An 18,528-nucleotide genomic window follows, 5' to 3' on the forward strand; every position below is an offset into this window, starting at 1 on the left:
CGAAACCTGAGATTTATGGGTTTCAAGGGAGCGCCCGATGACCGTCTTTCAAGAAGATTTCAAAACCTCTTTCCTCTCGGCCTTTCTGAGCCTGCCAGTGGTTCTTGCCTGTCTCGCTCCCGTTGCACAGGCCGGCGACACGGCCGAGGCTCAGATCCTCGGCTTTTCGAAGGACGGGGCCTATTTCGCCTTCGAGCAATACGGGATCGAGGACGGCTCCGGCTTTCCCTACTCGGAACTCTTCGTGCTTGACGTCGCCCGGGACGCCTGGGTGAAGCCCGCGCCCTTCTATCTGCGTAACGAAAACATGGACGAAATCGAGGGTGAGAACGGCGCGACCGACTGGGACGCGCTGCTGTCTGCGGTGCGTGCGGAAAACCGCGCCAACGCACAAGAGCTGCTGCGGACGACGAAAATCGCCGGAAAAGGCAAGACCGTCGGCCACAATCCGCGCACGGAAATCACCGCGGACCCGCACCGGATGGCCGTCCATCCGCGCAACTTTCACCCTCTGGTCGAAGACCCGGTTGAACTGAGCCTGAGTGAATATGAGTTACCCTCGAAAAGATGCGCGGGCTACAGCATCGAGGGGACGAAGGGTTTCCGGCTGACCATGACCTACAAGGGTAAAACCCGTATCCTCAACGAGGATACCGGCATTCCCGAGAGCCGACGCTGCCCGCTCGGCTACCGGATCGAACGCATTGTCACCCATTTCCCCGAAAACGGCGCCCCGGTGTTTGCGGTTCTGGTGCAGATGGACGCTCACGGTTTCGAGGGCCCCGACCAGCGCTACCTGGCGATTACCGGGCGCTTATAATTCCGCCGGTCAGAGCCGCCCTTCAAGAAGGCGCCGGAACGCTTCCGCGGTAAAGTCATTGGCGGGAAAGAAAGCCTCGATCGCCAGTTCGGACAAGGTGACGTCGAGTGCCGTACCGAAAACCGTCGTTGTCGTCAAAAAGTCCAGCGGCCCGGCCTCACTTGCAAGTTTCAGCGGCACGGCGACACCGCCGAAGACGGATGTATCCGTTTCACCCGCATCCCGCCCTGCTGAAGGATCAGGATACGCTTTCAGTTCATCGATGAGGTCAATCAGCTTGGGATCGGCTGAAACCTCGACCTGCTCCGCCAGACGGGCAAGGATATGATCGCGCCATTCCCGAAAATTCAGGATGCGAGCTGCAAGGCCTTTCGGATGCAGGCTCAGGCGCAGCGCATTGACCGGAGGCTGCAACAGCTCTGGATCGACCCCTGCGAGAAACGGTTCGATCGCGGCGTTGGCGAAAACCATGGTCCAATACCGGTCAACCGCAATGGCCGGGTGTGGTTCATAGCCTTTCAGAATCTGCCGGACAGCACCGATGGCCACATGAAGAGCCGGATCGTCCAGCGACCGCTCGCCGTGAACCGGCGCGAAACCGGCGGCGACCAGCAGCCGGTTCTGTTCGCGAAACGGAACAGCCAGATGTTGGGCCAGCTTCAGAACCATCTCCCGGCTCGGCGAGGACCGGCCGGACTCCAGAAAACTGAGATGGCGTTGCGAAATTCCGGCCTCGAGGGCCAGATCGAGCTGGCTTCTCCGCCGCCGCTGGCGCCATGCGCGCAACAGATCGCCCACGGACGGACCGGTACTGGAAGGCGCAACAGGAAAAAGAAGGCTTTCACTCATCGGCAGAGCTTACACGGTTGGACCGCCCGAATTCCATTACCTCTCGCGTAATCGACGCGAGACAAAGAACCGGCCACCGTACCTCAACGGACGACAGCGGGTTGTCCATTACCGGAAAAGGTCTTCCATGATGAATCTCAAGTCCCTCGTCGTCTTCGATGCGGTTGTTTGCGCGGCATTCGGACTGCTGCTGATTTTCGGAGCGTCCCTGCTGGAGCGCCTGACGGGAATCCCTGAAGCGTTTTCGTTCCTGTGCGGCTTGTTCCTGATGCCCGTCGCCGCATTCATGGCCGTCATCGCCTTGCGTTTTGTAACGACCCCGCCGGCGGTCTGGGTGATTGTCCTGGGCAACGCGGCCTGGGTCGCGGCAAGCCTGGTCCTGCTCACACCGGGACTGATAGCCTTGAACGCGTTTGGCGTCGTCTTCGTCCTTTTCCAAGCGGTTTTCGTCGCGGTGCTTGCCTGCCTTGAAGCGAAAGCCTTGCTCTTCAGCAGCCCAACCGCGGTTGAGCGCTAGTTCGCCGCCCTTTGTCTTGCGCCGTCCGCGAAGGCGTGCTAGCGGGCCTGCATCCTGCAAAACAAGTTTCTGGAGCACACCGGATGACCCGCCCGCTCGCCATCGCCCCCTCCATCCTCGCCTCGGATTTCTCCAAGCTCGGTCAGGAAGTCCGCGACGTTGTGGAAGCCGGGGCCGACTGGATCCATCTCGACGTGATGGACGGCCATTTCGTGCCCAACATCACCTTCGGACCGGATGTCATTGCCAAGCTTCGCCCGCACACGGACAAGATCTTCGACACTCACCTCATGATCGAGCCCTGCGATCCCTATCTGGAAGCCTTCGCCAAGGCGGGCTCCGACATCATCACGGTACATGCCGAAGCCAGCACCCATCTCGACCGCTCGCTGCAGGCGATCCGCGCGCTCGGCAAGAAGGCCGGCGTGTCGCTGAACCCGGCGACCCCTGAAAACGTCCTGGAATATGTCCTCGACCGGCTCGACCTCATTCTGGTCATGACCGTCAACCCGGGCTTCGGCGGTCAGAAGTTCATCGAGGCCATGGTGGACAAGACCCGGCGCATCAAGGCGATGATCGGCGACCGTCCGATCGACCTCGAAATCGACGGCGGCGTCACCCCGGAAACGGCCCCGCTGGTCGCAGAAGCCGGCGCGAACGTGCTGGTGGCAGGGTCCGCCGTCTTCAAGGGCGGAACGGTCGAGAGCTATGCGGCCAATATCGCCGCGATCCGGAAGTCTGCGGAACAGGTCTAGATCCCCTATCCTTTAAAAACTTCGGCTTTTTCCAACGTCCGGAGGTGATGTGACTTTCCGTTGAGACGTTCCCTGCATTACCCTGTCCGTGACAGGACTGGGGGAATCGTCTTGGCGCATATGCATCGAAATATCGGCCTGCTGGGCCTGACGTTCGTCGCGATCAGCGGTATACTGGGGTCAGGCTGGCTGTTCGCGCCCCTGCTGGCGGCGCAGGCCGCGGGGCCTTCGGCGCTCATCGCCTGGGGGATCGGCGGCTTCTCCATGCTGCTCCTGGCCGCCACCTTCGCCGAAATCTCCACCATTCTGCCGGTCGCCGGCGGCATCGGCCGGGTGCCGCATTTCTCCCACGGTTCCGTGGTTTCCATGACCATGGGCTGGACGGCCTGGGTCGGCTACAACACGACGGCGACCATCGAGGTCGAGGCCGTTCTGCGCTATTCCAAGACCCTGGCGCCCTGGCTGTACGGATCCGATGGCCTGCTTTCGGCGGCAGGCCTCGGCGTCGCCTGCTTCCTGCTTCTGGTCTTCACGGTGCTCAACGCCTTCGGCGTCAAGTTCTTCGCCCGCCTCAACACCGCACTCACCTGGGTGAAGATCCTGGTCCCCGGCCTGCTCGCCGCCGTCATCCTCGCATCCGAATTCCGCTATGCCAACTTCAGCGCCTACGGCGGGTTTGCCCCCGAAGGCATCAAGGGAATCCTCTCCGCGATCTCCACAGGTGGCGTGATCTTCGCCCTGATCGGGTTCCGCCATGTGATCGACATGGCCGGGGAAGCGAAGAACCCCAAGGTCAACGTGCCCCTGGCCCTGGTTCTGAGCCTTCTTGTCAGTCTTCTGATCTATGGAGGACTTCAACTTGCCTTTCTCGGCGCACTTGACGAAACCCAGCTCCAGGGCGGCTGGCACTCGCTGAGTTTTCCGGGAGAACTCGGTCCCATGGCCTCGCTTGCGACCGCGGTCGGCGCCCTTTGGATCGTCAGCATCCTGGACACCAGCGCGCGCATTTCCAGCTTTGCCTCAGGCCTTGTCTCCGTCGGCTCCAACGCCCGGCTGGGTCTCGCCATGGCGCAGAACGGCCTCTTTCCGAAATTCATGGAAACCCTGTCGGAACGCGGCGTTCCGCTGTTTGCCCTGATGGTGAATTTCGTGGTGTCCGCGCTCTTCTTCATAGCGCTCCCCTTTAAGGAGGTCCTGGCGCTCAACACCTCCTCCATCGTGTTGTCTTTCGTCGTCGGCCCGGTCGCCGTGCTGGCCTTCCGCCGCCTTCTGCCGGACACGCCCCGCGCCTTCGTCCTGCCGGCCGCCCCCTTCACCGGCTGTTTCGCCTTCATCGTCGCCAGCCTGATCATCTACTGGTCCGGCTGGAACACAATGGGACACCTGGGGATCTGCCTCGCCGTCGGCTTTTGCCTGATGGCCTTCCGGGTGACACGCGGCGGCGTGGAAAGCCTCGATTGGCGGGAGGCGCTTTGGCTCGCACCTTACCTCGCGGGTCTGATGGTGTTGTCTTATCTCGGCACTTTCGGCGGCGGTGCCGGGCTGATACCGGTCGGACCCGATATCCTGGCCGTCGGGCTGCTCGCCACCGCCGTCTACGTCCTCGCCTTCCGCCTCGCCCTCAAGCCGGAGAAGTTCGAGCGCTACATGGCGGAGGAATTCAAGGACGAAGTTGAGGAATACGGAGCAGGCGGCGAAGGTCCACTGGAGGAGCCCGGCGCAAAATACTGATATTTTTTTGCAAGATTGCTCCAGCCCCCTCCCAGCAGTCATCCCGGCCAAGCGTAGCGCGAGCCGGGATCGGAGAGCCACTTCCCTCACGTTTTCAATGTTTCGCCACCAACACCTCGGCTCCCCACCGCCGGATCTCCGCTTGCGCTCCGTCCGGGGAGGAGGCGGAGCAGGCGCAGTGAATACAGGGCGCAGCTCAGGGCAGGTAGGTCAGGCTTTCAAGAAAGTAGCCCCCCTCGGCCTCGAAAAACTTCGCCAGAACGCCCTTGTCGTAAAGCTCGGAGCCTTCTTCCCAGTCCGGATCGTACTGACAGCCGACGTAGACATGGTTCGGGTTTTCCGCGTCGATCTCGGGGTCGTAGCTCAACGCCCATTCCGGCGTGGTGTCGCAGGCCCCAAGACTGGAAATGGCGGCCGCGAGACCGGCGGCGCCGGACGCCGACGACAGGATTTTCTTGAAGTCCGGCTCCGTGGCTCCGGCAGGACCTGAAACCGGAAGGATGGCTGCGACGAACAGAGCAAGTGACAGCGATCTGGGGATCATCTGGTTCTCCGAAAAAAGGATGGCCTAAGGGCCGCTGATTAAGACCACAAATGTTTAAAAGACTTCATTACGAGATTTGTCTGAACGGCCTGTCCGGAGACCCGACGGTTTCCGGACAGGCTCTGGGGCGCCGATCGTCAGCGGTCAGGAAACCGCCATCCCGCCGTCGACATGCAACTCGATGCCGTTCACGAAGCTGCCTGCGCCGGAAACGAGAAACAGCGCCGCTTGCGCGATCTCTTCCGGCTGGCCGAGCCGGCCGGCCGGGATCATGCTCGCCATGCCTTCAAGGAACGCAGGCCGTTGGTCCTCGGACACGCCCAGCTTGGCGAGGATTTCCGTGTCGACCGGTCCCGGACTGATGACATTCACCCTGATTTTCCGGTCCTTGAGTTCCCTGACCCAGTTCCGGGCAAAGGCGGAAATCGCGGCCTTCGTGCCGGCATAGAGCGTGTGGTTGTCCAGAACCTTGGTCGCAGCCAGAGAGCTTGTCAGAAGGATACTGCCGCCGTCGCGCAGAACCGGCAATATGGTCTGCACACCGAAAAAGACGCCGCGTGTGTTGATCGAGAAATGACTGTCGAATTCGTCCGGCGTGACCATCCGGGACGGCTTCAGATCGATCACCGCCGCATTCGCGATGTAGATATCGGCTCCACCGAACCGGTCCCGGACCAGAGCGGCCACCTCGACATGATGTTCGATATCGGCGACATCGCCACACACGCCGATCGCGCCGTGGCCGATTTCCGCGACGGCTCTGTCCAGAACATCCTGGCGGCGCGCGGTGACGATCACCTGAGCACCGCTGGACGCCAGCAGCTTTGCCGTTTCCTTGCCGATGCCGCTGTTGCCGCCCGTGACGATGGCGACCTTGCCTTCAAGTTTTTGCATGGTTTGATACTCCGTTGACACGGAGCGATATAGCCGCGCCGGCGGATCGTCATTAGATATGCCTTGCGCACAGGAGCTGTGTCGAGGAGGCCGGAATGTCAAACCTGCTGGCGGAGTCGTCTGGGCTCGTAGCCTTTGTCCGAAGCGTCGAAAGCGGGTCTTTCTCCGCGGCCGCGCGCGAACTCGATACCGCGCCCTCCGCGGTTTCCAGAAGCATCTCGCGGCTTGAGGGGAAGCTTGGCGTTCGATTGTTTCTGCGCTCCACCCGCGCCCTGAGGCTCACGCCCGACGGTCAGGCCTTTTTCGAACGGATTGCCCCGCTGCTGAAAGATCTGGACAGCGCCGACGAGGTTCTTGCAACGGGCCTGTCGGGCAGGCTGAAAATCAGCCTGCCGAACGAACTGGCCAGAGCGCTCACGGCTCCAATTCTCGAAAAGCTCGCAAAACCCAACCCGGCGCTTGAACTGGAAATCGGCATGAGCGACCGTCACGCAGACATCATTCGCGAGAATTACGACGTCGTCTTTCGCGTCGGCTATCTGCGGTCCAGCGAACTGACCGCCAGGAAACTTGCCGGGTTGCCGATGGTGATCGTGGCGTCCCCCGAATTTCTCTCCCGGCACGGAGAGCCTCACTCGGCAGACCACCTGGCATCCCTGCCTTTCGCCCGCTACGTGGCGAACGCCTCCCCGTTCGAGATCACATTCGCCGACGGGACGTCGATACGTCCGACGGGTCAGGCCGGTTTCGATTCGAGTTTCGGCCTGCACGAGGCCGCCCGCCTAGGAATGGGCGCCGCTTACCTGATGGAATGTGTCGTCGCGGAGGATATGCGCAGCGGCAGACTTGTCAGACTGGTCCCGGATCTGCCGCTGCCCAGCCAGCCTTTGCACGCCGTCCATGCCTTCGGCCGCAATGTGCCGAAGAAGGTATCGGCGCTCTGCGACCTGGTCTCGATGGAAATCGGCAGCCTTGCCGGCCCGGGAGAGCTTTCAGGCCCGCATGAGAAGGCTTGATCTTCAGATCGAGGCCTCAGCTGAAAAGCCTGCCGGGACGGCGGATGATTTCCGGCTTGGCAAGCTTGTCCGAGAGACCTGACGGATAGAGTTCAAGCCCTCTAGACGCCAGATCGTCCAACGTCATCCATCTGGCGGTTCCCCGCGTCTCGTCGCTTTCCAGAAAGTCGAAGCTGTCCTTGCCGTAAAAGCTGCTGTCGGTGAAATGGGCATGGCAGAGAAAGACGATTTCATGGCCGGCCGCACCGTGATGCTCGTAGAGGTTCTCCATCGTGAAATGGCTGTCGAGCAGCGAGATCCGGGCCCCGAGTTCTTCCAGAAACTCCCGCTGCAAGGCATCGCGCCAGGGTTCGCCGAATTCGACTGTCCCACCAAGCGGACGCATGCCCGTCACCCGTCCGCTGTCGTCGCAAACTTCCGACAGAAGCAGAGCGTCGTCCTGCCAGATCAGGGCAAGCGCTTTTACCGTAATCGTGTTGGCCGGGCGCCAGATGGTCATCGCAGTCTCCCCAGGGACGGTCCCCACCGCCGTCACGACGGTTAAAATTCACATCGCGCCGCCCCCGGCAAGCAAAAACCGTCCCTTCGCATTGAAGGGACCGCCCCCCTCTGGTATTCCGCTGCCAGATTTTTCCTTTATCAAGAGGTCCTGCCCGCGATGATCCCGCGCTACTCCCGCCCCGACATGGTGTCCATCTGGTCGCCGGAATCGAAATTCCGCATCTGGTTCGAGATCGAGGCTCATGCCTGCGACGCGCTGGCGGAACTTGGCGTTATCCCTCAGGAAGCCGCAAAGACCATCTGGGAAAAAGGCGGCAGCGCCACCTTCGACATCGAGCGTATCGACGAAATCGAGCGCGAAACCAAGCATGACGTCATCGCCTTCCTGACCCATCTGGCCGAAATCGTGGGCCCGGACGCGCGCTTCGTGCATCAGGGCATGACTTCCTCCGACGTGCTCGACACCTGCTTCAACGTCCAGCTGGTCAAGGCCACCGACCTCCTGCTGGAGGACATGGATGCGCTGCTGGCAGCAATCAAGCGCCGGGCGATGGAGCACAAGGACACGGTCTGTATCGGCCGCTCCCACGGCATTCACGCCGAACCGGTGACCTTCGGTCTCAAGATGGCCGAGGCCTACGCGGAATTCGACCGCTGCCGGACCCGCCTTCTGGCCGCCCGCGAGGAAATCGCCACCTGCGCCATCTCCGGCGCGGTCGGCACCTTCGCCAACATCGACCCGCGCGTCGAGGAACATGTCGCAAAGGCCATGGGGCTGAAGGCGGAGCCGGTTTCCACCCAGGTGATCCCGCGCGACCGTCACGCCATGTATTTCGCGACCCTCGGCGTGATCGCCTCCTCGATCGAACGCGTCGCGACGGAAGTCCGCCACCTGCAGCGCACGGAAGTTCTGGAGGCGGAAGAGTTCTTCTCCAAGGGCCAGAAGGGCTCGTCGGCCATGCCGCACAAGCGCAACCCGGTACTGACGGAAAACCTGACCGGTCTCGCCCGCCTGGTGCGCGGCTATTCCATTCCGGCGATGGAAAACGTGGCGCTCTGGCACGAGCGCGACATCTCGCACTCCTCCGTGGAGCGCATGATCGGTCCGGACGCGACGGTGACCCTCGACTTCGCCCTTGTCCGCCTCACCGGCGTCATCGACAAGCTGATGGTCTACCCGGAGCGCATGATCGGCAACATGGACCGGCTCGGCGGCCTGGTGCATTCGCAGCGCATCCTGCTCGCCCTCACCCAGGCTGGCTCGTCCCGCGAGGACGCTTACCGGCTCGTGCAGCGCAACGCCATGAAGGTCTGGGACAGCTATCAGGTGGCCGGATCGGCGTCCGTCGACTTCCTGACCGAGTTGCTCAACGACGACGACGTGCGCAAATACCTCTCGGAAGACGAAATCCGCGACCGCTTCGACCTCGGCTACCACACCAAGAATGTCGACGTGATCTTCAAGCGGGTCTTCGGAGACGACTGAACCGGGGCGCGACCCTGCCGGTTTCCAGGCCACCGGCACACTCCTTCCCGTTCTCGTGGCTTCCATGGCTTGACCATGGGACCCGTGCCGTTTCATATCCGGGGACGAAGAAAGAGCTGCAGGGCCGGGCTTGCCGGATCAAGTCCGGCAATGACCTGCGGCCGGGACCATAGACCCTTTTGATCTCCGATAGGCATCTTCATGAAAATCGCGCTTGTGTCCGATATCCACGGCAACGTTCTTGCCCTTGAGGCGGTCCTGAAAGACCTGAAGGCCGAGGCCCCGGACCTGGTCGTCAATCTCGGTGATTGCGTCTCCGGCCCGCTCTGGCCGGAGGAGACCGCGGTTCTTCTGCATGAACACAAATGGCCGACGGTGCGCGGAAACCACGACCGTTTCGTGCTCGACGATCCGATCGGTGAACTCGGGCCCACCGACCTGTTCGCGGCCGAGCGCCTGTCGGCGGAAAGCCGCGCCTGGCTTGAGACCACAGAGGCGACGATCCGGCTGGACGGAGGTATCCTGTTGTGTCACGGCACGCCAGATAACGACAACAGATACCTCACGGAAAAGGCCGAGGGCCCGAAGGGGCACCTTCCGGACGAAACCGCCCTGCTGAATGAACTGAAGGGTGAGGCAGCGCCGATAATCTGTTGCGGACACTCACACATTCCACGGGTGATCAGGCTGGAGAAAACCGGTCAGATGCTGATCAACCCCGGGAGTGTCGGCCTTCCCTCCTACCAGGACGACCATCCGCACAAGCATGTCATGGAAACAGGCAGTCCGCACGCGCGCTATGCACTGATGACCGACAACAACGGCGCCTGGAACTTTCAGCAGAAGATCCTGACCTACGACTGGGATGCCGCCTCCCGCGAAGCGGACAAGAACGGCCGTCCGGACTGGGCCCGTTCACTCAAGCACGGCTTCTACGGACCGCTGTCCTGAACGGTGCCGAACCGAGCTGCAACCACCGAGGCTGAACTGTGAAGATTTCAGAGACCGACATTCTCCTCATTCCAGGCTACGGCAAGACGCTGCCCGGCCACTGGCTGTTGCGCTGGCGCGACAAGATGGCCACGGCCCGCGTGGTCAAGCAGGCCGAATTGCACGCACCCAGCAAAAAGGAATGGCTGGACAAGCTAGTGAAAGACGTCGAGGCCTGCCAGAAACCTGTCGTCCTCGTGGCCCATTCGCTTGGCTGCATTCTGGTCGCCCACGGCGCCCACGCGCTGAAAGACAAGGTAAAGGGGGCCTATCTTGTCGCCCCGTCCGACTGGGATCGCGACGGCCTGGTCGAGGGGTTCGACGGCGGCGACTTCAGACCGGTCCCGAAGGACCCGCTCCCCTTCCCTGCCCATCTGGTCGCAAGCCGCAACGATCCGTTCTGCGACTACCAGCGTGCCCAGGAGTTCGCGAAAGCGTGGCGCGCAAGCTTTCAGGATGCAGGCGAAGCCGGCCATCTCAATCTTGAAAGCGGCCACGGCCCGTGGCCGGAAGGATTGATGTCCTTCGCCCACTTCATGAAGCGGCTGGGATAGCGCATCGAACATAAGCCCGCTTCGGTTTTTCCAGGGAGACGCAACGCGCTCAAAATCCCTTGGAAACGCAGGGAAATACTTTTCAGATTTTTGGAAATATCAGGAAATAAATTTGCCGAAGTTCGGCCATCTGTTTTTCGTAGTGTTTAAACTGGGAAAACAATGACGAACGGTGACGTTCGACAATATTCCAACAGGTATTTTTTGAAAATTAGAGAATTTAGAAAGTGCGCGGCAATGAGGTCGAAAAATTTCTTTTTGCGAATGCTTCTTACAGGCGCGATCGGGCTTGCATCGATTGCGTCAGCGGTCGCTTTTCCCATATTGCAAACGGCTGACGACTTCCGGTTAGAAAGCAGGCCGCAAAGCTATCCGGTTCAGTTTGGAGGCCCTCCTCCACCTCCCGGTGGCGGTTGGCGCCCGCCTCCACCGCCCCCTGGCGGCTATCGGCCTCCTCCTCCACCTCCTGGTGGCTACAGACCGGGACCTTTACCGCCACAGCACTATAACTGGTGCGCGCGCAAATACCGGTCCTATCGTCCTTACGACAATACCTTCCAGCCTTATCAGGGGCCGCGCCGGTCATGCCGGTCTCCATTCTGGAACTAGAAGCCCTGCAAGACTGAAATCGGTAACTCGGCCGGTGGCCCACCCCACCGGCCGATCTTTTTCTGTCCCATTGCCAAAGGCCCGGAAAGGCCGGACCGACGCCTGGGTCTTGAGCGGGCTTTAGGGTATGGACCCATAAAAATGTACATTCGGTCGCTCAGGAAAGGACTGTATTGAAGCTTTCGCAACGCAGGAGACAGCCCTTTCCTGAGCGATCCGGAGGACACCAATCGGGCATTGAAAAGCCGCGTCAAAGCCCTTGACCTATGCGAGAGCATAGCTCTGCGGGCTTCTCCTTGCTTTTCTGTGCCCGATTGGCGCCTGAAAGCACAATTTTATGGGGCCGTACCCTAAAGCTGCGGCGTCGGTTTCGGCCCCATGAGAGTGCCGATCTTGCGGGCGACGACATAGCTCACCGGAACGGCGACCAATGCCCCGGCCACAGCGCTTCCAATCAGCAGGAGCGGATTGAAATCGTTCACGCCGTAAACAGTCAGCGGTACAAGTGCCCCCGCGCCGGCAAGCGTCGGCCCGATGACGATGAAGAGAATTAGTGCCAGCTTCCACATGGGAGCCTCCCTCTAGGAAAGCGGCGGCAATCCGTCCGAATCCAAAGATCCCTAACCGTCGCAAGTCAATACTTGCCGATATTCGAATAAATGAATTCTATGTCCTTGACCCAGGTCAACTCAAGGCAAGAAAGAACAAGCCATGGTCGCGAACCTGTTTCAATCGGGACCGCTCAGGCCTTCGACTTCCTTGAGCGCCGCGCGGGCGGCGTGATCGAGGAAGATCGTGTCGAGACCGTAGTTGATCAACCTGAAGCCCTGACGGACCGCTTCGTCCGCCTTGTCTGCGCTCAGACAGAAGATCCCGGCAAGTTTGCCCGCGGCAATCGCCCGTTGCGCGATCTCTCCGCAGGCATTCGCGGTCCCCTCGCCATTCGGGTCGAGCGCGCCGCCCTTGCTCAGGGAAAGCGACAGGTCGCTCGGTCCCACGAAAACGCCATCGAGTTCCGGCACCGCCAGGATTTCGTCCAGCGCATCGATGGCGTCCTGGGTCTCGATCATGGCCATGGCAAGCGTCTGGGCGTTGGCCGCCTTCAGATATTGCTCGCTTGTCTGGCCGCTCAGCATGGCGGCCCGGAACGGCCCCCAGCTCCGATCGCCCTGCGGCGGATATTTGACGGAGCGGGCGAAATCTTCCGCTTCGCGCCTTGAATTGATCATCGGCGCGATCAGGCATTCGGCCCCCATATCGGCAAGCCGGCCCGCCATGGCATTGTCTCCGACCGGAATGCGCACGATCCGGTGCGCTCCCGCAAGAGCGATCAAAGGCAGCGACTCGCAGGCCGAAGCGAAATCGTGCATGCCATGCTGCAGATCGACGGTCACCGCTTCGTAGCCCGACCGGGCCATAAGTTCCGGCACCAGCGGCGCGGCGACGAAGGACCAGCCCGTGATCGCCGGTTTTCCGGACCGCAGTTTGTCGGCCAGGGTGGTTTTCTCGTTCAAGTGACAGCCTCCCGATAGTGCACCAATCGTCGTCGGTGTTCCCCCATCAAAGGCGCAAGAACGGTGCGGGTGCAAGTGTCCATCTCGCGAATTCGCATCTTCGGCAACCTCTTTCCCCGGCAACCGGTCCGCCTTGAGAGAAAATTTTGCCGATCTGACAAGGTACAAAAAACCCGCCGGGGACGGCGGGTTCATTTTCGAAACGCGATGAGGCGTTGATGAACGCTCAGCCTTCGTTCTGAAGCTGTTTGACTGCTTCGGCCATCAGCTCTTCCATGGTGCGGCGAATCTGATGATCGGACTGGTCGACGTTGCCGGCATCCAGATCGGCGCGAATCTTGCGGAACACATCCTCGTCGCCCGGCTCCTCGAAATCCGCCCGGACCACTTCCTTGGCATATTCGTCGGCCTTTTCGCCTTCATAGCCCAGCAGGCCGGCAGCCCAAAGTCCCAGCAATTTGTTGCGCCGCGCGTTCGCCTTGAACCGCAGCTCCTCGTCATGCGCGAACTTGTTTTCAAACCCTTGCTCGCGCTTGTCGAACGTGCTCATTCTCGTTGCCTCCTGAACTGCGCTGATGCACTTCCCCCCATATGGGGGCGATTTGGCCTCTTGCATATCCCCGCAAGGCCAGCAAATCAACGCAGTACCTTCACGCTTGCGCCAAAAGCATAACAAAGCGCCGGATCTCCCGGAAACATAAGATTGTACTTTTGTTCGGCTTCGGGTAAGTTCCGCGCCGCAAATTAGGGTTTGCCGCCTCAACGCGCCCGCCGGTCGACGGAAGTCCCGGTGGAACCAGGACAAGGTAAGCAATGACCCTTCCGATGGTTTCTCTAAAAAACGATACGGTATAGCCCATGAACCGCCGCCGGCGCATTTATGAAGGGAAAGGCAAGATCCTTTACGAAGGTCCGGAACCGGGTACCCTGGTCCAGCACTTCAAGGACGACGCCACCGCCTTCAATAACAAGAAACACGAGATTGTTGACGGCAAAGGCGTGCTCAACAACCGGATTTCGGAGTTCATTTTCAACAATCTGAATGCCATCGGCATTCCAACCCACTTCATCCGCCGCATGAACATGCGCGAGCAGTTGATCCGCGAAGTCGAGATCATCCCGCTGGAAGTGGTCGTGCGGAACGTCGCTGCCGGCTCCATCTCCAAGCGCCTCGGCCTTGAGGAAGGCACGCAGCTGCCGCGCTCCATCATCGAGTTCTACTACAAGAACGACGAACTCGACGATCCGATGGTCGCCGAGGAACATATCACAGCCTTCGGCTGGGCCACGCCCCAGGAGCTCGACGACATCATGGCGCTGGCCATCCGAGTCAACGATTTCCTCACCGGCCTGTTCCTCGGCGCCGGCATCCGCCTCGTCGACTTCAAGATCGAATGCGGCCGCCTGTTCGAGGGCGACATGATGCGCATCGTCGTCGCCGACGAGATCTCGCCCGACAGCTGCCGTCTGTGGGACATAGAGACCAACGACAAGATGGACAAGGACCGCTTCCGCCGCGACATGGGCGGCATGCTGGAAGCCTACCAGGAAGTTGCCAAGCGCCTCGGCATCATGGTCGCCAACGAGCGCCCGGCCGGCTCCGGCCCGACACTGGTGCAGTAACGCAACACACCCCGCAATCCTTGCGCGCATTTCTAGCGCAAGGATTGTGAGCTTCCCAACAGCACACTAACAATCCCCCTGTTAAAAATGAGGGGGGTGTCATGTTTATTCGTTCAATTGGTTTTTTGAAATTCCTTGCACTGCTGCTTGTTTGCGGCCTGCTATCTGCCTGCCAGACCTCGGGGCTGAAGCCTGGAAGCATCCAGACGAGCTACGCGCCCTCCGGTTGGACCAAGAGAACCGCGAACGGCATCACGGGTTACGTCTGTCATGTCCCACGCTGCAAATCCGACCGGGCCATCGGTTATGGCCCGATCCGGATAAGAGGCAACTTCGAAGAAGCCATCAAAAGCAACGAATTTTCGCCTGAGCTCTTCAATGCCATCAGTAATGTCTACACCATAGCTTCCAAGGGACAGTGGAAACTTCGGGCGACGAGGCGCATCGTTCGCAAGGATTATGCGGGCCTCGATTTCGCTGGTTATGTGCCCACCCGCAGTGGCCGGGTCTACGCCAAGGGCCGCCTGATCGTGCAGAACAACCGTGCATCCGCCCTCTTCGCACTTGCACGCAGCCAGGGCCTCGCCAACAGTTATTTCAGTAAATACATGGGTGCGACGTCGATAAAACGCATTCCGTAAATCCCAGCTTTTCCCGTCAGACCTCTTTCGCTTTTTGGGCTCCTCGTGTATGGGGAGCCCAATCTGTTTGTCACCGCCAGTGTCGCGGTCCGTAGCGGGAACCACACTCATGAAAGCACGCGTGATCGTCACCTTGAAAAACGGTGTCCTCGATCCTCAGGGAAAAGCCATCGAAGGCGCTCTCGGCGGTCTCGGCTTTTCCGATGTCGGATCCGTCCGCCAGGGCAAGGTGTTCGACGTCGAGCTGAGCGGAACCGATCAGGCCGCCGCGAAAGCCGAACTTGAGCAGATGTGCGAAAAACTGCTCGCCAACACCGTCATTGAGAATTACGCGATCGAAATCGCTTGAACATAAAGGCGAAGGCATTGGACGAGGACACCCGCAAGGCCATAAGCTTCATGGCGGTCAAGGCGGCGATCTTCATTCTGTTGCCCGCCGTGGCGGCCGTGATCGCCGTTCTCGTTCTGCTTTAGGGTCTAGCTCCATGAAAACCGCCGTCATCGTTTTTCCAGGCTCCAACCGCGACCGTGACATGTTCCACGCCCTGGAACTGATCACCGGCTCGCGCCCGCAGCATGTCTGGCACACGGAAAGCACCCTGCCGGATGTGGATCTGGTGGTGGTGCCCGGCGGCTTTTCCTACGGCGATTACCTGCGCTCCGGCGCGATCGCCGCCCGCTCGCCGATCCTGAAGGACCTTGTCGCCAAGGCCGACAGCGGCGTTTCGGTGCTGGGGGTCTGCAACGGTTTCCAGATCCTGACGGAAGCCGGACTGCTGCCGGGAGCGCTGATGCGCAACGCGGGCCTGACTTTCGTCTGCAGGGAAGTCCTGCTGGAAACGGTCAACACCGCGACCCGCTTTTCCGAAAAGTTCCGGAAAGGCCAGGTCTGGCGCTGCCCGGTTGCCCATCACGACGGCAATTACTTCGCCGATGCCGATACCTTGCAGCGGATCGAGGACAACGGCCAGGTCGTGTTCCGATACGCCGATAGCACCAACCCGAACGGTTCGATCAACGACATCGCCGGCATCATGAACGAGAAGGGCAACGTGCTTGGCATGATGCCCCACCCGGAAAACCTGGTGGAACCGCTCCACGGCGGTCTCGACGGCCGGCTCCTGTTCGAAAGCCTGCTTGACGCGGCCTGACACTCCCGCTCTTCCGGAGCACGGTTAAAGGAGCCGGACATGAGCGATTTCGAACTCGACAAGGACACGAGAACCCGTCTCGCCGGCCAGATCCAGCGCTTCATGGACGAGGAACTGGACGTTGAGATCGGCAACATGGACGCCGGGTTCCTGATCGATTTTCTGAGCGGCACGCTCGGCGCCCATTACTACAATCTCGGCCTGAAGGACGCTCAGGCTCTCTTTGCACGCAAGGCCGACGACATCGTCGACGAGATTTACGCGTTGGAGCGCAAGCCCGACGACAGAGGGTAAGCAGGAGTGAGGCGTGCCCGGCTCAGGCTGCCTCGTTGCCCCGCTTTTTAGGTGAGTGTCCGAAACGTCTTGAATAGGCTCTGGAAAACGCCGCCGGGCTGGCGAAGCCGCACAGGCTCGCGACGATCTTCACCTGACGGCCCGTTTCCAGCTCCGCCCTGGCGATATCGAGCCGCCAGTTGGAGAGATAGCCCATCGGTGTTTCGCCGACGAGGTCCTTGAAGGTGACGGCGAATTGCGTGCGCGACATGCCGGCTGTCGAGGCCAGCTTTTCAAGCGTCCAGGCTTCCCCCGGCGCTTCGTGAATGGCAACCAGCGCGACCGCGATGCGCGGGTGCGCCAAACCGCTCAGAAGCCCCGTATCCGCTTGCCCCTGTTCAAGGGCATGACGCAACAGCCGGATCACCACCACTTCGCACAGCCTTTGAAAGGCCGCCTGCCCGCCGCAGCGCGGCGTGGTCACCTCCTCGATCAGCGGCATGACAACCGCGGTCAGATAGGGCTCCTCGCTCAGCGACACCGACAGGCAATCCGGAAGCGCATTGACGAGGTGCTTGCCGATACCCGAAATCCTGATATGCGCCGCCACGAGCACCGCCTCGTCCGGCACGGGCCTCATCTGGGGAAAGTCCCCGGCGCCGTCGTCGCTTATAGGCGAAAACACCAGCCGCAGTTCGCCGCCACCGTTTCGATACACCTTCAGGTTCGCGTTATCCGTGTCATTGCCACCGGTCATCGCATTGACCACCTGGACCCGCAACCGGTCGATCAAGGACGACAGCCGATCCAGCTTGCCGCTGAAAGACACTCGGTAAGGGGCGGACACTTCCGTACTCCTGATCATATTTTTAGGATGTTTATGCGTAGATCGTTCACTACCTTAAAGGCATTCACGGCAAAAAGTGAAGTCCTTTCCCTTTCGAACCCAGGAAAAAAGATGCTCATCCCACGCCAACCGGTCCCGTCACTCAAGGTTGAAACACTATCCTCCGGCCTCTTCGATCTATCCGAAGACGGAGCGGATTTCGCAACGCTGGTCGTCTTCTACCGCGGCCTTCATTGCCCGATCTGCGCAACCTACCTCAAGGAACTCGGACGCCTGACGGCCGACTTCGCCCAGAAGGGCGTAAAGACGATCGCGGTTTCCTCGGACGACGCGGACAGGACCCGGCAAATGGCGGAAAAGGTCGCCCAGCCTGACCTGCGCTTCGGCTACGGCCTGCCTCTGACCGTCGCCCGGGACTGGGGTCTTTTCATTTCCACCAGCCGGGGCAAGACCTCCATCGGCATCGAGGAACCGGCACTCTTTTCCGAACCGGGTGTCTTCCTGGTAAGGCCTGACGGCACACTCTACTTCGCGTCCGTGCAGACCATGCCGTTCGTACGGCCGCATTTTTCGGAAATGGTCGGCGCGCTCGATTTCGTTCAAAAGAACGACTACCCGGCACGCGGGGAGTATACCGGGACCGTCTAGGGCTTCATGCAACGACGTCTATTTTCGAAAAAATGCCGGGCACGGGCTGCATCGTGCCCGGCATCTTTCATGAGGCGCCTGCGGCACCCCACGATCCGATCGCGCTCTTTCAAAACAGGCGGTTGGCTTGTTCTGGCGGCGAAGGCCTCGGCCACGCCTCCCAAACCAGACACAATCGCCTGTTTTAAGAGAGCGCGATCCGGGAGTTGCGCCGCCGATACATGGCCACCGGCATCAACGCCCGCCTCTGTAGCGCGTATCGATATCCCAGAAAGGACGCGTGGCTTCCTGGAGCGCGGCTTCCCGGCTCAGGCCCAGATCTTTCAGGGCAGCATCCGACAAATCGCTTAGCTGCCTGCGGGTCTGGCGCGTCCGGGACCACACGGCCAACCGGTTGAAAAGGGACCGAAGAAGGCTGCGCCTGAACCGGAAACGGGACAATTCACTCCCGCCGATTGTTTCTATTGAACTCATTTTCTTTCCTTTCAAGGGTGACAATGCACCATCGCCACGCATTGTATCGCACCAATCATATGAATTGACTCAATCTTGGATGCAATATATT

General features: G+C 60.6%; 25 protein-coding genes. 16 read left to right on the forward strand and 9 right to left on the reverse strand.

Features of this window, described 5'->3' with window-relative positions; genetic code table 11:
- The first annotated feature begins 37 nt into the window (after nucleotides 1-37).
- On the forward strand, nucleotides 38-820 hold the full coding sequence (locus tag JF539_RS13055) for a DUF2259 domain-containing protein (protein ID WP_207141111.1): 783 nt from the start codon (nucleotides 38-40) through the stop codon (nucleotides 818-820).
- A 9-nt stretch (nucleotides 821-829) separates the two neighbouring features.
- Here JF539_RS13055 and JF539_RS13060 read toward each other — a convergent pair whose 3' ends face one another.
- A complete protein-coding gene (locus tag JF539_RS13060) occupies nucleotides 830-1,669 on the reverse strand; it encodes a helix-turn-helix domain-containing protein (RefSeq protein WP_207141112.1) in 840 nt (279 codons plus the stop codon).
- Nucleotides 1,670-1,796: 127 nt separating this feature from the next.
- Here JF539_RS13060 and JF539_RS13065 point away from each other — a divergent pair, with 127 nt between their 5' ends.
- The 3 genes from JF539_RS13065 to JF539_RS13075 all read left to right on the forward strand — a co-directional run bounded on the left by JF539_RS13065 (nucleotide 1,797) and on the right by JF539_RS13075 (nucleotide 4,672).
- Complete coding sequence (locus JF539_RS13065) at nucleotides 1,797-2,186, forward strand: hypothetical protein (RefSeq protein WP_207141113.1); 390 nt, start codon at nucleotides 1,797-1,799, stop codon at nucleotides 2,184-2,186.
- Between the two features lie 83 nt (nucleotides 2,187-2,269).
- Nucleotides 2,270-2,941, forward strand: a complete 672-nt coding sequence (rpe, locus tag JF539_RS13070; protein ID WP_207141114.1) for a ribulose-phosphate 3-epimerase — start codon at nucleotides 2,270-2,272, stop codon at nucleotides 2,939-2,941.
- Between the two features lie 120 nt (nucleotides 2,942-3,061).
- Nucleotides 3,062-4,672 (forward strand): APC family permease, encoded by a 1,611-nt coding sequence (locus tag JF539_RS13075; protein WP_207141529.1) that lies wholly within the window; start codon nucleotides 3,062-3,064, stop codon nucleotides 4,670-4,672.
- A 196-nt stretch (nucleotides 4,673-4,868) separates the two neighbouring features.
- Here the strand turns inward: JF539_RS13075 and JF539_RS13080 are convergent, their stop codons facing one another.
- Complete coding sequence (locus tag JF539_RS13080) at nucleotides 4,869-5,216, reverse strand: hypothetical protein (protein ID WP_207141115.1); 348 nt, start codon at nucleotides 5,214-5,216, stop codon at nucleotides 4,869-4,871.
- 144 nt (nucleotides 5,217-5,360) lie between these two features.
- On the reverse strand, nucleotides 5,361-6,110 hold the full coding sequence (locus JF539_RS13085; RefSeq protein WP_207141116.1) for an SDR family NAD(P)-dependent oxidoreductase: 750 nt from the start codon (nucleotides 6,108-6,110) through the stop codon (nucleotides 5,361-5,363).
- A 95-nt stretch (nucleotides 6,111-6,205) separates the two neighbouring features.
- Here JF539_RS13085 and JF539_RS13090 point away from each other — a divergent pair, with 95 nt between their 5' ends.
- Nucleotides 6,206-7,126: a LysR family transcriptional regulator gene (locus JF539_RS13090; RefSeq protein WP_207141117.1), complete on the forward strand. Its 921-nt coding sequence runs from the start codon at nucleotides 6,206-6,208 to the stop codon at nucleotides 7,124-7,126.
- A 16-nt stretch (nucleotides 7,127-7,142) separates the two neighbouring features.
- On the opposite strand, the gene JF539_RS13095 is transcribed toward JF539_RS13090, so the two are convergent.
- Complete coding sequence (locus tag JF539_RS13095; RefSeq protein WP_207141118.1) at nucleotides 7,143-7,625, reverse strand: NUDIX hydrolase; 483 nt, start codon at nucleotides 7,623-7,625, stop codon at nucleotides 7,143-7,145.
- A gap of 159 nt (nucleotides 7,626-7,784) precedes the next feature.
- Between JF539_RS13095 and purB the strand changes: the two genes are divergently transcribed.
- The 4 genes from purB to JF539_RS13115 all read left to right on the forward strand — a co-directional run bounded on the left by purB (nucleotide 7,785) and on the right by JF539_RS13115 (nucleotide 11,266).
- On the forward strand, nucleotides 7,785-9,113 hold the full coding sequence (purB, locus tag JF539_RS13100) for an adenylosuccinate lyase (RefSeq protein WP_207141119.1): 1,329 nt from the start codon (nucleotides 7,785-7,787) through the stop codon (nucleotides 9,111-9,113).
- Nucleotides 9,114-9,314: 201 nt separating this feature from the next.
- A complete protein-coding gene (locus tag JF539_RS13105) occupies nucleotides 9,315-10,064 on the forward strand; it encodes a metallophosphoesterase family protein (RefSeq protein WP_207141120.1) in 750 nt (249 codons plus the stop codon).
- A gap of 38 nt (nucleotides 10,065-10,102) precedes the next feature.
- Complete coding sequence (locus tag JF539_RS13110) at nucleotides 10,103-10,657, forward strand: RBBP9/YdeN family alpha/beta hydrolase (protein ID WP_207141121.1); 555 nt, start codon at nucleotides 10,103-10,105, stop codon at nucleotides 10,655-10,657.
- 264 nt (nucleotides 10,658-10,921) lie between these two features.
- A complete protein-coding gene (locus JF539_RS13115) occupies nucleotides 10,922-11,266 on the forward strand; it encodes a BA14K family protein (protein WP_207141530.1) in 345 nt (114 codons plus the stop codon).
- 350 nt (nucleotides 11,267-11,616) lie between these two features.
- Here JF539_RS13115 and JF539_RS13120 read toward each other — a convergent pair whose 3' ends face one another.
- The 3 genes from JF539_RS13120 to JF539_RS13130 all read right to left on the reverse strand — a co-directional run bounded on the left by JF539_RS13120 (nucleotide 11,617) and on the right by JF539_RS13130 (nucleotide 13,330).
- The gene (locus JF539_RS13120) at nucleotides 11,617-11,835 is read right to left on the reverse strand and encodes a hypothetical protein (protein WP_207141122.1); all 219 of its coding nucleotides are present in this window, start codon (nucleotides 11,833-11,835) and stop codon (nucleotides 11,617-11,619) included.
- A gap of 159 nt (nucleotides 11,836-11,994) precedes the next feature.
- On the reverse strand, nucleotides 11,995-12,780 hold the full coding sequence (locus tag JF539_RS13125) for an HpcH/HpaI aldolase family protein (RefSeq protein ID WP_207141123.1): 786 nt from the start codon (nucleotides 12,778-12,780) through the stop codon (nucleotides 11,995-11,997).
- A 226-nt stretch (nucleotides 12,781-13,006) separates the two neighbouring features.
- Nucleotides 13,007-13,330, reverse strand: a complete 324-nt coding sequence (locus JF539_RS13130) for a DUF1476 domain-containing protein (RefSeq protein ID WP_207141124.1) — start codon at nucleotides 13,328-13,330, stop codon at nucleotides 13,007-13,009.
- A 308-nt stretch (nucleotides 13,331-13,638) separates the two neighbouring features.
- Here JF539_RS13130 and purC point away from each other — a divergent pair, with 308 nt between their 5' ends.
- The 6 genes from purC to JF539_RS13160 all read left to right on the forward strand — a co-directional run bounded on the left by purC (nucleotide 13,639) and on the right by JF539_RS13160 (nucleotide 16,489).
- Entirely contained in the window at nucleotides 13,639-14,403 is a 765-nt protein-coding gene (gene purC / locus JF539_RS13135; RefSeq protein WP_207141125.1) for a phosphoribosylaminoimidazolesuccinocarboxamide synthase, read from the forward strand.
- Between the two features lie 101 nt (nucleotides 14,404-14,504).
- Nucleotides 14,505-15,044, forward strand: coding sequence for a hypothetical protein (locus JF539_RS13140; RefSeq protein ID WP_207141126.1), 540 nt, complete (start codon nucleotides 14,505-14,507; stop codon nucleotides 15,042-15,044).
- A gap of 109 nt (nucleotides 15,045-15,153) precedes the next feature.
- Nucleotides 15,154-15,393: a phosphoribosylformylglycinamidine synthase subunit PurS gene (purS, locus tag JF539_RS13145; RefSeq protein WP_207141127.1), complete on the forward strand. Its 240-nt coding sequence runs from the start codon at nucleotides 15,154-15,156 to the stop codon at nucleotides 15,391-15,393.
- A 17-nt stretch (nucleotides 15,394-15,410) separates the two neighbouring features.
- Nucleotides 15,411-15,518 carry a phosphoribosylformylglycinamidine synthase-associated small membrane protein gene (locus JF539_RS27710; RefSeq protein WP_207141128.1) on the forward strand — a complete coding sequence of 36 codons (108 nt, stop codon included), beginning with the start codon at nucleotides 15,411-15,413 and terminating at the stop codon, nucleotides 15,516-15,518.
- Nucleotides 15,519-15,529: 11 nt separating this feature from the next.
- Entirely contained in the window at nucleotides 15,530-16,195 is a 666-nt protein-coding gene (purQ, locus tag JF539_RS13155) for a phosphoribosylformylglycinamidine synthase subunit PurQ (protein ID WP_207141129.1), read from the forward strand.
- 39 nt (nucleotides 16,196-16,234) lie between these two features.
- Nucleotides 16,235-16,489 carry a DUF2164 domain-containing protein gene (locus JF539_RS13160; protein ID WP_207141130.1) on the forward strand — a complete coding sequence of 85 codons (255 nt, stop codon included), beginning with the start codon at nucleotides 16,235-16,237 and terminating at the stop codon, nucleotides 16,487-16,489.
- 22 nt (nucleotides 16,490-16,511) lie between these two features.
- On the opposite strand, the gene JF539_RS13165 is transcribed toward JF539_RS13160, so the two are convergent.
- On the reverse strand, nucleotides 16,512-17,315 hold the full coding sequence (locus tag JF539_RS13165; RefSeq protein WP_207141131.1) for an AraC family transcriptional regulator: 804 nt from the start codon (nucleotides 17,313-17,315) through the stop codon (nucleotides 16,512-16,514).
- Nucleotides 17,316-17,426: 111 nt separating this feature from the next.
- On the opposite strand from JF539_RS13165, the gene JF539_RS13170 reads away from it, so the two are divergent.
- Entirely contained in the window at nucleotides 17,427-17,963 is a 537-nt protein-coding gene (locus JF539_RS13170) for a peroxiredoxin-like family protein (RefSeq protein WP_207141132.1), read from the forward strand.
- A 234-nt stretch (nucleotides 17,964-18,197) separates the two neighbouring features.
- Here the strand turns inward: JF539_RS13170 and JF539_RS13175 are convergent, their stop codons facing one another.
- Entirely contained in the window at nucleotides 18,198-18,437 is a 240-nt protein-coding gene (locus JF539_RS13175; protein WP_207141133.1) for a DUF1127 domain-containing protein, read from the reverse strand.
- Between the last annotated feature and the right edge of the window lie 91 nt (nucleotides 18,438-18,528).

The organism is Roseibium aggregatum (assembly GCF_017309185.1).
GTDB lineage: Bacteria > Pseudomonadota > Alphaproteobacteria > Rhizobiales > Stappiaceae > Roseibium > Roseibium aggregatum_B.